The sequence below is a fragment of the Desulfomicrobium norvegicum genome, from assembly GCF_900114595.1.
Lineage (GTDB): Bacteria > Desulfobacterota > Desulfovibrionia > Desulfovibrionales > Desulfomicrobiaceae > Desulfomicrobium > Desulfomicrobium macestii.
In genome coordinates, this window is the sequence record NZ_FOTO01000003.1 from 173,235 (window position 1) to 188,528 (window position 15,294).

Below are 15,294 nucleotides of genomic sequence, written 5' to 3' on the forward strand. Positions count from 1 at the left end.
TCTCGCCCATGAATGACGTATGGTTTGCCCTGGCTCTGACCACGTTTGCGGGCCTGGCCACGGGAATAGGCAGCATCATAGCCTTTACCGCCAAGCTTTCCAGCTACCGTTTTCTGTCCGTGGCCACGGGGTTTTCGGCGGGAGTCATGCTCTATGTCTCCTTTGTGGAAATATTCTTCAAGGGGCAGGAATCCCTGGTGAACCATTACGGGGATCCTCTTGGATATTGGGTCAACGTGGGGTCGTTTTTCGGGGGCATGCTCCTCATAGGACTCATCGACAACCTCATCCCCGAAGAGACCAATCCGCATGAGATTCCTTCCGAAGCCGAGGCTGACCGGCTGCATGGCAAGGTCGCAACCCTTTTGAACATCGGGGAAAACAGCTGCGGTCCGGCCAAGACTTCGTTCAAGCCTCAGGCCGGCCATGAAAAAAAACTCATGCGCATGGGGCTTTTCACCGCGCTGGCCATCGGAATCCACAATTTTCCCGAAGGGTTGGCAACTTTTCTGGCCGCCCTCGATGACCCAAGCCTTGGTGTCGCCATCGCCATCGCCATTGCCCTGCACAATATTCCGGAGGGCGTGAGCGTGTCCGTGCCCATCTACTACGCCACAGGGAAGCGCAGGACGGCATTCTTCTATTCCTTCCTGAGCGGCCTGGCCGAACCGATCGGGGCGGGCATCGCCTATCTCGGCATCCTCTATTTTGCCGGGGGGCCGGACGGAGTTCTGCCGCCGCAGCTCATGGGCATCCTTTTTGGAGGGGTGGCCGGGATCATGGTCTACATCAGCCTCGACGAACTCCTGCCGACCAGCCAGGCCTACGGGGAAGGCCATGACAGCCTCTTCGGACTGGTGGGCGGCATGGCGGTCATGGCGCTCAGCCTATTGCTGATGCGCTAACAGCTAAGTTGCGGGATATTTGGGAAGCATTTGAAGCGCTGGAAGATGACGGTAGCCTGACGCGGCGTGACGACGGGTAACGGCGCAAAATAGCCTGGAATGAAGCGTGGCAAGTCGGTCCCAGGCATCCAATGATGGCCGGGACCGGCTTGCCACGCTTGCGTTCACTTCCTGGCTTCAAGAACGGTCATGAAGGCGGCAAGTCCTGGCTTGCCGTCCTTGGTGGTGACGCCTTCAAGCCATTTGGGCGCCATTTCGGGATGGGCCGCCACCCAGTCGAGAGCGGCGTCGCGGGCCTTCATCTCGGGGCTTTCGTGCATGGTGACCATGATCGAGTTCATCATGCCGACCGGGACGACGTAGTTTTTGAGAAAGCGGGCCACGTTCGGCATGTCCTCGGGGAGACCCTTGCGCACGTTGGTGTAGACCGTGGCCGTGCCGTCGTCGGGACCGAAGGTCTCATCCGTGCTGCCCGTCAGGTAGCGCATGTCGATCTTCTCGTTCATGCTGTGCGGGGACCAGCCCAGAAAAATGATCCATTTCTTTTCGCGCATGAAGGACTGCACCTGCGCCAGCATGCCGGATTCACTGGATGCGACCAGCTCGAACTTGCCAAGGCCGAACATGTTCGTGTCGATCATGGACTGGATGATGTCGTTGCCGTCGTTTCCTTCCTCGATGCCGTAGATCTTCCATTCCAGTTTGTCGCCGTATTTGGCGATGTCCTTGAAATCCTTGATTCCTCCGTCCACGACATAGGCCGGAGCGGCCAGGGTGTATTTCGCCCCGGTCATGTTCGGCACGAGCTGGATCACGTTGCCGGAGTCGAAATGCGGCCGGGCCACGCTTTCCATGGACGGCATCCAGTTACCAAGGAACACGTCGGCTTCGCCGGTGGCCAGGGCCTGATAGCAGATGGGCAGGGATGTCATCATGTTGGAGGAGGAGTAGCCGAGGCTCTGCAGGATGGCCACGGCCAGTTCGCTGGTCACGGTGACGTCGGTCCAGCCGACGCTGGTGATGCGTACATCGTCGCGGCTCGCCTGAGCCGGGGCGGTGAAGAGGGCCAGAAGCAGGACAAGGACGGGGATGGTTTTTTTGAGTGTGGCGATGGTCATGGATACTCCCTTGTTGAGATGAAAGGGTCGCTGATGCGGGGCCGGGACATCCCGGCCCTGCGTGCTACACGCCGAACCAGCGGATCGGGCGTGCGTTGTGGTTCTGGAAAATGTGTTTGACTTCCGTGTATTCCTCAAGGCCCATGCGGCCGAGCTCCCGGCCCAGGCCGGACTGCTTGTATCCGCCCCAGGGCGCCTGGGTGAAATAGACGTTGAAGTCGTTGACCCAGACCGTGCCGAAGCGCAGGCCCGCCGACATGCGCCGCATGCGGTCGGGGTCGCGGGTCCAGAATCCGGCGGACAGGCCGTAGATGGTGCTGTTGGCCCGGGCAAGGGCCTCGTCTTCGGTGCTGAAGCGCTCCACGGTGATGACCGGTCCGAAGACCTCCTCCTGTACGATGCGCATGTCGTTCGTGCACTCCGTGAACAGGGTCGGTTCCACGAAAAAGCCATTGGCCAGGGCCGGATCAGCCGGACGATTTCCGCCAAGCCTCAGCCGGGCTCCTTCCTCGCGGGCGATGCCGATATAGCTTTCCACCTTGTCGCGGTGCGCGGCCGAGATGAGCGGCCCCATCTGGGTGCCGTCCGTCATGCCGTCTCCCAAGCGGATCTTGGCCATGCGGCCTGCAAGGGCCTCAACCATGCGGTCGTGGATGCCGTCCTGCAACAGGACCCGGGCTCCGGCGGAACAGATCTGCCCGGCGTGGAAGAACACGCCGTTCAGAATGTAGTCCAGGGCCGTGTCGAAGTCGGCGTCGTCGAAGATGATGTTCGGATTCTTGCCGCCAAGCTCAAGGGCGACCTTTTTCACGTTTGCCGCCGCCGCGCGCATGATGGTCTTGCCGGTCTCGATGCCGCCGGTGAAGGAGATGAGGTCCACATCGGGGTTCTCGGCCAGTTCCGCGCCCACCGTGGCGCCGGGCCCGAGAACCAGATTGACCACGCCCTCCGGAAATCCGGCCTCCGCGCACAGTTCGGTGACTTTTATGCTGGTCAGGGGCGTGATTTCACTTGGCTTCATGACCACGGTGCACCCGGCGGCCAGCGCCGGAGCAAGCTTCCAGGCGGCCTGCAGCAGGGGATAGTTCCAGGGCGAGATCTGGCCGCAGACCCCCACGGGCTCGCGAACCACGATGCTCGTTGAATCCGGGACCGGGGACGCGATGACCTCGCCCCCGTCCTTGTCCGCAAGCCCAGCGTAGTAGCGGAAGATGCCCGCGATGTCGGCCATGTCCCAGCGGCTCTCCTCCAGGGTTTTGCCCGTGTTCAGGGTCTCAAGCCTGGCCAGTTCCTCGGTGTCGCGTTCGATCAGGTCCGCCAGGAGCAGCAGCTTGCGCCCGCGCTCCGGTCCGGTGGTCCTGGACCACGGGCCACGGTCGAAGGCGCGCCGCGCCGCATCGATGGCGTCACGGGCATCCGCGCGCCCCCCTTCCGAGACGGTCGCGATGACGCCCTGGTCGAAAGGGTTGATGATGTCCCGTGTGGCCGTCGATTGGGCGCGGGTCCAGAGGCCGTCTATGTGCATCATTTTTTCGGTCATTTCTTCTCCTTGGCCGAGGCCTTGCCTCCGTGGCGGTAGAAGGGGGCGGTGTCGGGCGCCAGCGGCGTGTTGCCGAGGATCATGTCCGCCGCCTTCTCGGCGATCATCATCACCGGGGCGTAAATGTTGCCGTTGGTCACGTAGGGCATGATTGAGGCGTCGACCACGCGCAGTCCCTGCACGCCATGTACGCGCAGCTCGTTGTCGACCACGGCCATGTCATCGTAGCCCATCTTGCAGGTGCAGCTCGGATGATAGGCGCTCTCGCCTTCGCGGGCCACGAAATCGAGGATCTCCTCGTCGGTCTGTACGTCCTCGCCCGGAGCCAGTTCCCGTCCGCGCAAGCTGTCGAAGGCGGGCTGGGTCATGATCTTGCGGGTCAGGCGGATGGCATCGACCCAGTCTTTGCGTTCCTGCTCCGTGGACAGGTAGTTGAACAGGATGGACGGGTATTCCTTTGGATCGGAGCTCTTGATCTTCACATGGCCGCGTACGTCGGTGTTCATGGGGCCGACGTGAACCTGATAGCCATGCCCTTCGTTGGGGGAGGACCCGTCGTAGCGGATGGCGATGGGCAGGAAGTGATACTGGATGTTCGGGTATTCGACCTGATCATTGCCGCGAATGAAGCCGCCGGCCTCGAAATGGTTGGTGGCCGCCTCGCCGGTCTGGCCGAAGAGCCATTTCAGGCCGATCCAGGGCTGGTTCCACCACTGGAGGGCCGGGAACATGCTGACGGGCTTGGTGCAGGCGTACTGCACATAGAGCTCCAGGTGGTCCTGCAGGTTCTCGCCAACGCCGGGCAGGTCGTGGACCACGGGGATGCCCAGTTCGCGCAGCTGAGCCCCGTTGCCTATGCCGGAGAGCTGCAGGAGCTGCGGGGAATTGATGGCCCCGCCGCAGCTGATGATCTCACCGCCGTTGACGCGGTGCATGCGGCCCAGGCGCTCGTATTCGACGCCCACGGCGCGGGTGCCTTCAAAGAGGATGCGATGGGCCGTGGCCTTGCACTTGACGGTCAGGTTGCGCCTGTTCTTGACGGGATGGACGTAGGCCCGGGCGGCGTTCCAGCGCCGGCCGCGGTACGTGGTGCGGTCGAACTTGCCGAAGCCTTCCTGCTGGTAGCCGTTGACGTCGGTCAGGGGGTACCCGGCCTCCTGCACGGCCTGGAAAAAGGCGTCGAAGAGCGGGTTGTCGCAATCCGGGCTGGTCAGATACAGGGGGCCCGCGCCGCCCTGATATTCGTCCGTGCCCTTGAGCCGGTATTCGAAGCGCTTGAAGTAGGGCAGGCAGCGGGCGTAATCCCAGTTCTCAAGGCCCTTTTCGCGCGCCCATTTTTCGAAGTCCATGGCGTTGCCGCGAATGTGGATCATGCCGTTGATGCAGCTCGACCCGCCGAGCACCTTGCCGCGCGGCTGATAGATGCGCCGGTTGTGCATGTGCGGTTCCGGCTCGGATTCGTACCACCAGTTGTAGGTCTTTCCGGCCAGGGGATAGGTCAGGGCAGCGGGCATGTGGATGCGGAAATCAAGGCGAAAGTCGGGCAGGCCCGCTTCGAGGACCAGGACGCTGGTTTTGGGATTGGCGCTCAAACGGTTGGCCAGGACGCTGCCGGCGGAACCGCCACCGACAATGATGTAATCATAGAACTTCATGTAATATCCTTATAAGATGAGGGTTGCCCCGCTTTAGGAATCGTCGGGCGAAACACGGGGGGAGGAAGACGCCGCTGCGCGCTCGTTCAGGCAGGACCTGAGCATCGCGTAATGGTAGCCGATGAGGCTTCTGGCGCGCAGGGGGTCGTTTTCAGCAATGGCGCGGGCGGTCTCGGCCCAGTTGGCGGCGGTGCGCTCGCGGTACATTGGCGTGTCGTAAAGGGTGTAGTCATGGGAGCTGAAGCCGCGTTGCAGCGCCTGCATGATCCACTCGAAAATCGGGTTGGCGGCCATGCCGGCCAGAGTCAGGTTCAGGTCCCGGTCCAGATGCCCGATCCTGTCGGCGTCGTGCTCGTCCTGCCGCAGGCAGGCCTCGAACTCTTCGGCCATGGACACCAGGGTCCGCTTGGCTTCGGCCGAGCCCCGGGCAATGGCCAGCAGGACCAGGGTCTGATCCACGCTCTCGCGAAATTCGATGAGGGCCGAAGGCGCGACATCGTGCTGCTTGAGAAAGAGGGCCAAGGACTCCCCGATGCTGACCATGCCGACCTTGCACACATAGGCTCCGCCCTTGACTCCCTTGCGGATGTCTAGGAGCCCTTTTTGCTTGAGCGCCCGCAGGGCCTCGCGGATTGCGCCGCGTCCGGTGCCGAACTGTTGCTGCATCTCGCGTTCGCTGGGCAGGCGCTCTTCGGGCGCCAGTCGCCCGGCCAGGATGGCAGCTTCGATCTGCAAAGCGACGTCTTCGCTGGCGCGTCCGGCCTTGGCCGGAAAGAAGAGGGGTTCAGAGGTGGTCATTGGTAGTACCTTTTGGTGATATTTTGCGCAAAAACGGGTAAAAAATGGCATTGAAGAGCTTTTTACTCGCAAATGGTAGGACCTTTCTGCCCAAGTAAGACTCAGGTGTCAACCCGGTTGGTGGAAAAAGAGGGAAAAGGTCGGACCATTTGGTCCGCAGGACGGGTTAAAAGCCGTTTTCGGATTGGCCAATGCGGTTTTTGAGACGGGCGCGGGTCATGCGTTCGGACTGGCCCCCGTCTTCGACGAAGGCTTTTTCGAGCTGCCTGATTTGGCGGTCGAGCAGGTAGTTGGTCTGGTGGATGAGGCAGACGAGGATGTTGGCGACGGTTTCGGGCGGGCGGGTTTGAATATAGGACCTATAGGTCTCATAGGACGTATTTTTTTGGCTGCCGAGTTTGCGGACGTACAGGGCCTGTTCGCTGGACTTATGCCAGAGCGTTTGTCCGCGTACGCGCAAGTAGTCGCGGTAGTCTTCGAGCAGTTCTTCCAGGCTGGCGCGGGCAACATTGATCAGCTTGATCTCGCTTTTCTTCGAAGTCGCCGAGGCCATGCAGCCTTCGATGATGTTCTGCTTGCCCGACCGCGCCGCTTGGACCATCTGGTCCACGGTGCGGTCCCGCCTGTGCATGAACCGCTCACAGAAGCACACCGTGCCGTCATAGACAATGACAGCCTTGCGGTAGGAAAGAAGCTCTTCGTAGGCGCCGTGTTTGGAAATAAAGTGCTGCGTCATGGCGCAGCATTCTTACTATGGGTCCTATAGGTCGTATATGACCTATGGGACCTATTTTTTTACAAACGAGGTAAGTACTTTTCCAACTCGTAATTCGTCACCTGCGAGCGGTACTGGTCCCATTCGATGTGTTTGTTTTCCACGAACTTGGTGAAGATGTGCTCGCCCAGGGCTTCGCGGATCAGGGTGCTGCCTTCCAGGGCCTCGAGGGCCGTCTCCAGGCTGCCGGGGAGGCTGCCGATGCCGCGGTCCCTGCGCTGGCCCGCCGTCATGACGTAAATGTCCTCTTCCACGGGCGCCGGCAGCGTGTAGTTTTCCTCGATGCCCTTGAGACCGGCGGCGAGCATGCAGGCAAAGGTCAGGTACGGGTTGCAGGCCGGGTCCGGAGATCGCAGCTCCACACGGGTGGCGGCTTCCTTGCCGGGCTTGTACATGGGCACGCGGACCAGGGTGGAGCGGTTGCGCCGGGCCCATGCGATATTGGTCGGGGCCTCGAAGCCGGGCACGAGGCGCTTGTAGGAGTTGACCCACTGGTTGGTGATGGCCGTGAACTCCCTGCAGTGCGTGAGCAGTCCCGCGATATAGGCCTTGGCCTCACGGCTCAGGTGATGATCTCCGTCGGCATCGTAGAAAAGATTGCGTCCGTTCTTGAACAGGGACTGATGTACGTGCATGCCGCTGCCGTTTTCGCCGTATAGAGGCTTTGGCATGAAGGAGGCGTAGCAACCGTTCTGGCGCGCGATTTCCTTGACCACCACGCGGTAGGTGATGGCCGTGTCCGCCATCTTGAGGGCGTCGGCGTAGCGCAGTGCCAGTTCGTGCTGGCTGGGCGCGACCTCGTGATGCCCGTATTCAACGGGAATGCCCATGGAACGCAGGCAGGATATGATCTCGCGGCGGATGTCCCCGGCCAGGTCCAAGGGCGGGGCGTCGAAATAGCCGCCCGCGTCGAGAGGCTTGGGAGACGTCGAGCTCTCGAACAGAAAGAATTCCAGCTCCGGGCCGACATAGAAGGAATAGCCCTTGCTCGCCGCGGCCTGCAGGTTCCGTTTCAGGCAATGACGGCTGTCTCCGGCAAAGGGGGTGCCGTTTGGTTCCAGGATGTCGCAGAACATGCGCGCGATGGGTGCGGCTGTCTGCCGCCAGGTGACCAGCTGAAAGGTCGCCGGGTCCGGGATGGCGATCATGTCGCTTTCTTCAATTCTGCAAAATCCTTCCAGGGAAGAGCCGTCGAAACCCATGCCCTCCTCGAAGGCCGCCTCCAGTTCGCCGGGCAGGACCTGGAAGCTTTTCAAGGTTCCAAGCACATCCACGAACCAGAACTGGACCAATTCGATCCTGTGTTCACGCACGGCTTTGACGACATCGTCGGAATTCTTGCAGTTGAAGATGGGAAATTCGGGCATGGGTGTTCCTCCGCGACATGGTGTTTGACTGCGCGGAACCTAGCAAAGAGAGGGGCGCTTGTCTTGTTTTTGGCGGTGATTTGCAAAATTGGAAAATCGTTGCGTGGTGGCGCGAGGTGTTTTGCAATGCGATATGTTGTGTGGGTGCGGTGTGTTTGCCAAGACGACACGTTGTAGGGGCAGGCCTACGTGCCTGCCCTCTTCGTTCCGCCCCTGTCCGATTTCAGGACCTGGGGTGCCAGGGTGGTCACGCAGGGCGAAGAAGGGCGGCCACGTAGGGCCGCCCCTACGGTGTGTGGATTTTCGGAAATGGGTAAATCATGACGTTCGATTGGCGTGGGGCAGGCCTGCGTGCCTGCCCTCTTCGTTCCGCCCCTGTCCGATTTCAGGACCTGGGGTGCCAGGGCGGCCACGTAGGGCCGCCCCTACGGTGTGTGGATTTTCGGAAATGGGTAAATCATGACGTTCGATTGGCGTAGGGGCAGGCCTGCGTGCCTGCCCTCTTCGTTCCGCCCCTATCCGATTTCAGGGCCTGGGGTGCAGGGGCGGCCACGTAGGGCAGAAGAAGGGCGGCCACGCAGGGCCGCCCCTACGGTGTGTGGATTGTTGGAAATGGGTAAACCGTGGCGTTCGGTCGGCGTAGGGGCAGGCCTGCGTGCCTGCCCTCTTCGTTCCGCCCGTACGGTGTGATTATCGGCGCCATGTGCATTCCCGGTTTTTCATCCCTGGCACGCCGCCAAAAAATCATCCACGGCCCCAAGACCATCAGCGTCCATCAGATTGATGATGTGGCTGCCGATTACGGCCACGTCGGCCAGGCCGTCCAGCATGCGTACGTGCTCGGGCCGCGAGATGCCGAATCCGGCGGCGATGGGCAGACCGGCCTTGGCTTTCAGCGCCTTGACGTAGTCGACCCCGGCCTGATCCATGCTTGTCCCCGCGCCGGTGATGCCGACCTTGAGCGTCGTGTAAAGAAGGCCCGAGGCGCGTTCGAGAATGCCCGCCAGGCGTGGAGCCGGGGTGTCGGGGGAGATGACCATGATCGGGTGCAGACCTCTTTGTCGCGCGGCTTGCGCATAATCCCCGTCCGCCTCGTCCCAGGGCAGGTCGGGCAGGATGGTTCCGCTGGCGCCGCTGGCCGCTGCCTTGTCGAGAAAGGCCTCCATGCCCAGCGCGTAGGGAATGTTGGCGTAGGTCATGAGCATGAAGGCCACGTCGAGTTCCCTGGATAAGGCCGCGCACAGTTCAAAGCAGTGCGCGGGGGTGATCCCTGCGTCCAGGGCGGCCTGGTTGGCGCGCATGATGGTCGGCCCGTCGGCCAGGGGGTCGGTGAAGGGGATCTGGATTTCGACCAGCCGCACCCCTCTGCGGGCCATGAGGCGGATCAGGTCGGCGTTGACATTAAGGCTCGGGTATCCGGCCACCACGTGGGTCATGAGCTGGATGCCCTTCGCCTCTTTGAGGGCCAGGTCGATTCTATTTTCCATGACGTACCTCGTTTTCCAGAAAGGCAATCCAGTTTTCGCGGTCCAGCTCCATGGCCGTGATGAAGATGTCCTTGTCGCCCCGGCCTGAGATGTTGACGATCATGATCTCGTCCCTGGGCAGCGTCGGGGCCAGTTCGATGGCCCGGGCCACGGCGTGGGAGGATTCAAGGGCCGGGATGATGCCTTCAAGGCGGGTCAGCCGCTTGAAGGCGTCCAGGGCTTTCACGTCGGTGATGGGCGAGAACTCAACGACGTTCTGATCGAACAGCCAGGCCAGCTCTGGCCCGACTCCCGCATAATCGAGGCCTGCCGAGACCGAATGGGTGTCCTGCAGCTGTCCGCTCTCGTCCTGCAGGAAATAGCTCTTGTAGCCCTGCACGATGCCGACCTTGGGGCTGCCGCCGAAGCGGGCCGCGTTGTCGCCGATTTCGGGACCGCGCCCGCCCGCCTCCGCCCCGTGGAAGCGGATGCCCTTTTCCCCCAGGAAGGGGTGGAAGAGGCCGATGGAATTGGAGCCGCCGCCCACGCAGGCCACGAGATGGCTCGGCAGCCTGCCTTCGCGTTCCATGATCTGGGCGCGCGCTTCGCGGCCGATGACGGACTGGAAGTCGCGCACCATGACCGGGTAGGGGAAGGGCCCCAGGGCCGAGCCCAGGATGTAGTGCGTATCCTTCAAATTCTGAATCCAGTATTTGAGCGTGGCGTTGACCGCGTCCTTCAGCGTCCGCGTGCCATCGGTGACCGGGACGACCTCGGCCCCCAGAAGCTTCATGGCGTAGACGTTGGGGTACTGACGACGCACGTCCACCTCGCCCATGAAGACCTTGCACTCAAGGCCGAAGCGCGCCGCAACGGTGGCCGAGGCCAGCCCGTGCTGGCCCGCGCCCGTCTCGGCGATGACCTTGGTCTTGCCCAGGCGTTTGGCCAGCAGGGCCTGGCCCAGGGCGTTGTTGATCTTGTGCGCGCCGGTGTGCGCCAGCCCTTCGAGTTTCAGGTATATCTTGCAGCCGCCAAGCTCGCGGGTCAGATTTTCCGCGAAATAGAGGGGCGTGGGACGGCCGCAGTAGTTCTGGTACAGGTCGGCCAGTTCGGCCGTGAATTCGGGGTCGTCCTTGTATTTCAGGTAGCCCTGTTCCAGTTCCTCAAGGGCCGGGACAAGCATTTCCGGCACATAGCGCCCTCCATAAGGGCCGAAATGGCGCGGGAGCATGTCTGATATCGTACTCATGGTTTTCCTCGCAGCAGTTGTAAGGCGTGGCGTATCTTTTCGTGATCCTTGATTCCGGGGGCGCTTTCCACTCCGGAGTTCAGGTCGAACCCGGCCGCGCCGGTGGTTTTCATGACCGTCAGGTTGTGTGGGCCAAGGCCCCCGGCCAGGTACCAGGGATGCGGGCATTGCAGGCGTTGCAGATCCTTGGGGGCGAGACTCTTGCCGTGTCCGCCGCCGCTTTTGCCGCTGTCCAGCAGAATGGCCCGGCAGGCCGGAGCAAAGAGCAGCATGTCCGCGGCCAGCCGCTCCACCGTTGGGTAGCGCTCGGGCCACATGGTCTTGATGACTCGCTCTGGACCCAGGGCGAGGCATTGTTCCACGGTGTGCCCGCCGTGAAGCTGGAGCAGATCGAGGCCCGCCTTGGCGGCGATGGCCCGGATTTCCTCCACGCCCTGACGCACGAAGACTCCGGTCTTGAGGGCGCGTCCGGGCTTTTGGGCGGCGACCCAGTCCTGTACGACGTTTCTGGGGCTCTCGGGGTGAAAGATGAAGCCCAGCAGGTCGATGCCGAGCGCGTCGCAGAATTCGACATCCTCCGCTCTGGTCATGCCGCAGACCTTGATGATCATGATCGGCCTCCGCTCAGCCGGGCCAGGCCCAGACCGGGACTTTCGTGTTGCATGAGCGCCGTGCCGATGAGCAACGCGTCCAGGCCGGCAGCCTTGAGCCTGCTTACCTGTTCAGGGGTGCTTATGCCGCTGGCGCCGATCCAGATCTCTCCATCCTCCTTGCGTCGGACCATGTCCAGACAGCGTCCGATGTCCGTGGTCAGCGTGTCCAGGTCGCGGTTGTTGACCTGGATGATGGTGCTCCCGATTTCCTTGGCCCTGTCCAGGTCACGTTCATCGAAGACCTCGACCACCGGTTCAAGACCGCTTGTCAGGCACAGGTCGTGAAGTTGAGCCAGCTCGTCAAGGTCCTCGAACATGCGCACGATGAGCAGGATGGCCGAGGCCGAAGTGGCCACGGTTGCCTCCACCTGCAGGGGATGGATGATGAAATCCTTGCGCAGCAGAGGCAGGCCCAGCGGTGCTACCTCCGACAGAAAGCCGAGGCTCCCCTTGAAATAGTTCGATTCCGTCAGGATCGAGAGGGCGCAGGCTCCGGCCTCTGCGTATCCCCGGCAGGCTTGCAGGGGCAGGACATCAAGATTGATGTCGCCCTTGGACGGGGAGGCGCGCTTGTACTCGGCGATGATCCCCGAGGTCCCGGGCCGGGTCAGTGCCGCGCCGAATTCGGGGCGGACGCCCTCATGCGGGATGTGCCTGTGCCCCGCGTCACGGAGGCGGATGAGTTCGTCGACTTCAGCTTGCTTGGCCCGGCGGAATTTCTCAAGCATGGAGCGCTCCGCCGAGGAGCCCTTGCTCCACTTTGGCTTGGGCCATTTCCATGGCCAGTTCCAGGGGCAGGTCGTCTTCCAGCAGGAAAAGGGCCACGCCCAGATTGAGGGTGACCATGTCCTGGAGGGATTTTGGTCCCTGTCCGGCCAGAACCTGGCGCTGGAGCTTTAGTGCATCTTCCTTGCTGTCGCAGGCCAGGTCCCTCGGGACGCAGGTGGAGAGTCCGAAATCCGCAGGGTCAATGACCGTCTCGCGGATCTTGCCGTGTTCCACGAAAATGACCTGACCGGGTCCGCAGGGCGTCAGTTCGTCGAATCCGCCCGCGCCGTGCACGATGGCCGCGCGTTCGAGACCTTTTCTGGCCGCCAGCACCTGGGCGATCATGGGCGCGAATCGGAAGTCCGGCACGCCGAGAATCTGGTGGGTGGGCAGGGCCGGGTTCAAAAGCGGGCCCATGAGGTTGAAGATGGTGCGTACTCCCAGTTGCTGCCGTACCGGTCCCACGTGTTTGAAGGCCGGATGGAAATGCGGGGCGAAGAGGAAGACGAAATTGCGTCGCGCAAGCTCGTCCCTGACCGCTTCGGGGTCCGTGACCAGGGGGTAGCCCAGATCTTCGACCACGTCGGCGCTGCCGCATTTGCTCGACACGGCGCGGTTGCCGTGCTTGACGACCTGATAGCCCATGTCGGCCAGGAAAAAGGACACGGCCGTGGAGCAGTTGAAGCTCTGCTGCCCGTCTCCGCCCGTGCCGCAGGTGTCGATGCGCTTGCCCGAGAGTCCGGGGATGAGCCGGGCCTGTCCCAGGGCCGCATCCACGGCGGCCGAGAGTTCGGCGGCGGTTTCGCCCTTGGCCCGCAGGCCCATCAGAAAGGCCCCGGCCTGCACCGGGGAAACCGCGCCGGTCAGCAGGAGATCGAAAGCCTCCTTGGCCTGAATGCCGGAAAGATCGGCGCCCGTGGTCAGATATTCAAGAATATGGCTGATGGTGTTCATGGCTTACTCCGCTTGGATGTTGCACATTTTCAGGAAGTTGTTCAGCAGTTTCGGCCCTTCCGGCGTGAGCACGGATTCGGGGTGGAACTGCACGCCGACCCAGGGGCGGTCCTTGAAGGCCAGGGCCATGATCTCATTGTCTTCGGTGCGGGCGGTGACGGTGAAGGGCAGGTCCCCCTCCCCATGCACGGCCAGGGAATGGTAGCGGCCGATCTGCATCGGGTTTTGCACCCCTTCGAAAAGCCCGGTCTCGTCGTGTCGGATGTTTGAAGTCTTGCCGTGCATGATCCGCTGGGCCGCGCCCACGTTCACGCCGCTGTGATGCGACAGGGTCTGATGTCCGAGACACACGCCAAGGACCGGGACGCTGCGTGGCACCAGATCGAGAAACTTAAGGCACAGCCCCGTGTTGCGCGGATGGCTCGGGCCGGGGGAGATGATCGCTCCTTGCAGGCGCGGGTCCGTGGCCAGGGTCAGGATTTCCGGCTCGTTGTTACGAAGCACCAAGGGGTTTGCGCCCAAAGATTGGAAAACCTGAACCAGGTTGAAAGTAAACGAGTCAAAGTTGTCTATCAGTAAAATCATCTCCGCCTCCGGTGCTGGTGATGGCCTTCAAAATCGCCCTGGCCTTGTTGTGGCACTCCTGCCATTCCTTTTCGGGGTCCGAATCAAAGACCAGCCCCGCCCCCGCCTGCCAGTTGATTTGGCCGTTTTCCACCCACAGGGAGCGGATGGTGATGCCTGTATCCAGATTGACCTGCCCCTGGTCCAGGCCGATCCAGCCGATACCGCCTGCATAGGGGCCGCGATCGAGCTTCTCTTCGTCCGCGATGATCTGCATGGCCCGGATCTTGGGCGCTCCGGAGACCGTCCCGGCCGGGAATCCGGCCTTCAAGACGTCGATGGCGTCAAGGCCCTCGGCCAAGTGCGCCGAGAGGTAGGAGGTCAGGTGCATGACATGGGAGAATCGTTCGACCTGCATGTACTTGTCGACGTGCACCGTGCCGGGGGCGGCGATGCGGCCGAGGTCGTTGCGCCCCAGGTCCACGAGCATGACGTGTTCGGCCCGCTCCTTCTCGTCGCCCAGCAGCTCCTCGGCCAGGGCCTGATCCTCGGCCTCGGTGGCGCCGCGTACGCGGGTCCCGGCGATGGGTCGCAATTGCAGGAGACCGTCCTCGCAGCGGATGAGCAGCTCCGGAGACGAGCCCATGATGGTCAGGTCCCCGAAGGACATGAAGAAGGTGTACGGGGATGGGTTGATCTGCCGCAGCCGTCTGTAAAGCTCGAAGGCGGAGCCGGAAAACGGCGCGCTGAAGCGGGTTGAGAGCACGATCTGGATGGCCTCGCCCTGGGTGATCAGTTCCTTGGCCCGGCCCACGCGGCGCAGGAATTCGTCCTGGTTCGGCGTGGTGGTGATGGCCCCGACGACCGGTGGGGCAGGCGTGCTCGGACGCTGGCAGCCGTTCAGGTTGGTGGAGGAGTCCAGCGTCAGATAGCAGCAGCGGTGGTGCAGATGGTCGAAGAGGATGACCTTGCCCGGCAGGACCATGATGGAGCGCGCTTCTTCGGGGGGCAGCTTGTCGGCCAGCGCCGGCTCGAAGATGCCGCCCATGTTGTAGGCCATGTAGCCGCACACGCTTCTGGTCACCGCCGGAAGCGGGCCCAGATTTTCGGGGCCGGTGACGGTCAGTTCGGCCAGGCAGGCGCGCAGCCCGGAAACGTAATCCTGGCCGCTGAATTCCTTCAGGCCGTGCAGGCGCGGGTCGTAGCTCTGGACGTCGAGCTTGCCGGAGACGCAGGACAGGATCAGCCGAAAATCCCAGCCGATGAGGCTGTAACGGCCAAGCCGTCCGTCCACTTCGGTGCTCTCAAGGAGAAATCCCTGCTTTTCGCGCACCAGCGTCAGATACAGGGAGATGGGCGTCTGTGTGTCCGCCGGGAGCCAGGTCCCCTGTTGGGGTAGGATGATCATGGTGCCTCCATAATCGATTGTTGAATTTCGGATAAAAAAAAGCCGGATCCCCTGGAGGATCCGGCTTTTTATGC

The 15,294-nt window shown here is 62.3% G+C and carries 14 protein-coding genes; 1 reads left to right on the top strand and 13 read right to left on the bottom strand.

Annotated elements, in window-relative coordinates:
- Positions 1-8: 8 nt before the first annotated feature.
- Positions 9-905 (top strand): zinc transporter ZupT, encoded by an 897-nt coding sequence (zupT, locus tag BMZ24_RS06605; protein WP_092190527.1) that lies wholly within the window; start codon positions 9-11, stop codon positions 903-905.
- A 164-nt stretch (positions 906-1,069) separates the two neighbouring features.
- On the opposite strand, the gene BMZ24_RS06610 is transcribed toward zupT, so the two are convergent.
- The 13 genes from BMZ24_RS06610 to BMZ24_RS06665 form a co-directional block, all read right to left on the bottom strand.
- Positions 1,070-2,023 (bottom strand): ABC transporter substrate-binding protein, encoded by a 954-nt coding sequence (locus BMZ24_RS06610; RefSeq protein ID WP_092190529.1) that lies wholly within the window; start codon positions 2,021-2,023, stop codon positions 1,070-1,072.
- A 64-nt stretch (positions 2,024-2,087) separates the two neighbouring features.
- Positions 2,088-3,563, bottom strand: a complete 1,476-nt coding sequence (gene betB, locus BMZ24_RS06615) for a betaine-aldehyde dehydrogenase (RefSeq protein ID WP_092190531.1) — start codon at positions 3,561-3,563, stop codon at positions 2,088-2,090.
- A complete protein-coding gene (gene betA / locus BMZ24_RS06620) occupies positions 3,560-5,218 on the bottom strand; it encodes a choline dehydrogenase (RefSeq protein ID WP_092190533.1) in 1,659 nt (552 codons plus the stop codon). Before betA ends, betB begins: the two co-directional genes overlap by 4 nt.
- A gap of 33 nt (positions 5,219-5,251) precedes the next feature.
- Positions 5,252-6,016, bottom strand: coding sequence for a FadR/GntR family transcriptional regulator (locus BMZ24_RS06625; RefSeq protein ID WP_092190535.1), 765 nt, complete (start codon positions 6,014-6,016; stop codon positions 5,252-5,254).
- 166 nt (positions 6,017-6,182) lie between these two features.
- Positions 6,183-6,752: a four helix bundle suffix domain-containing protein gene (locus BMZ24_RS06630; RefSeq protein ID WP_092190537.1), complete on the bottom strand. Its 570-nt coding sequence runs from the start codon at positions 6,750-6,752 to the stop codon at positions 6,183-6,185.
- A gap of 59 nt (positions 6,753-6,811) precedes the next feature.
- A complete protein-coding gene (locus BMZ24_RS06635; RefSeq protein ID WP_092190539.1) occupies positions 6,812-8,158 on the bottom strand; it encodes a glutamine synthetase family protein in 1,347 nt (448 codons plus the stop codon).
- Positions 8,159-8,877: 719 nt separating this feature from the next.
- Positions 8,878-9,645, bottom strand: a complete 768-nt coding sequence (gene trpA / locus BMZ24_RS06640; RefSeq protein ID WP_092190541.1) for a tryptophan synthase subunit alpha — start codon at positions 9,643-9,645, stop codon at positions 8,878-8,880.
- A complete protein-coding gene (gene trpB / locus BMZ24_RS06645; RefSeq protein ID WP_092190543.1) occupies positions 9,635-10,873 on the bottom strand; it encodes a tryptophan synthase subunit beta in 1,239 nt (412 codons plus the stop codon). The genes trpA and trpB overlap by 11 nt, the downstream gene beginning before the upstream one ends.
- Positions 10,870-11,484, bottom strand: a complete 615-nt coding sequence (locus BMZ24_RS06650) for a phosphoribosylanthranilate isomerase (RefSeq protein WP_092190545.1) — start codon at positions 11,482-11,484, stop codon at positions 10,870-10,872. Before BMZ24_RS06650 ends, trpB begins: the two co-directional genes overlap by 4 nt.
- On the bottom strand, positions 11,481-12,254 hold the full coding sequence (locus BMZ24_RS06655) for an indole-3-glycerol-phosphate synthase (protein WP_092190547.1): 774 nt from the start codon (positions 12,252-12,254) through the stop codon (positions 11,481-11,483). Before BMZ24_RS06655 ends, BMZ24_RS06650 begins: the two co-directional genes overlap by 4 nt.
- Positions 12,247-13,248 (bottom strand): anthranilate phosphoribosyltransferase, encoded by a 1,002-nt coding sequence (gene trpD, locus BMZ24_RS19785; RefSeq protein WP_161949064.1) that lies wholly within the window; start codon positions 13,246-13,248, stop codon positions 12,247-12,249. The genes BMZ24_RS06655 and trpD overlap by 8 nt, the downstream gene beginning before the upstream one ends.
- A 3-nt stretch (positions 13,249-13,251) precedes the next feature.
- On the bottom strand, positions 13,252-13,833 hold the full coding sequence (locus BMZ24_RS19790) for an anthranilate synthase component II (protein WP_161949065.1): 582 nt from the start codon (positions 13,831-13,833) through the stop codon (positions 13,252-13,254).
- The gene (locus BMZ24_RS06665; RefSeq protein ID WP_092190549.1) at positions 13,808-15,220 is read right to left on the bottom strand and encodes an anthranilate synthase component I family protein; all 1,413 of its coding nucleotides are present in this window, start codon (positions 15,218-15,220) and stop codon (positions 13,808-13,810) included. Before BMZ24_RS06665 ends, BMZ24_RS19790 begins: the two co-directional genes overlap by 26 nt.
- Positions 15,221-15,294 lie beyond the last annotated feature (74 nt).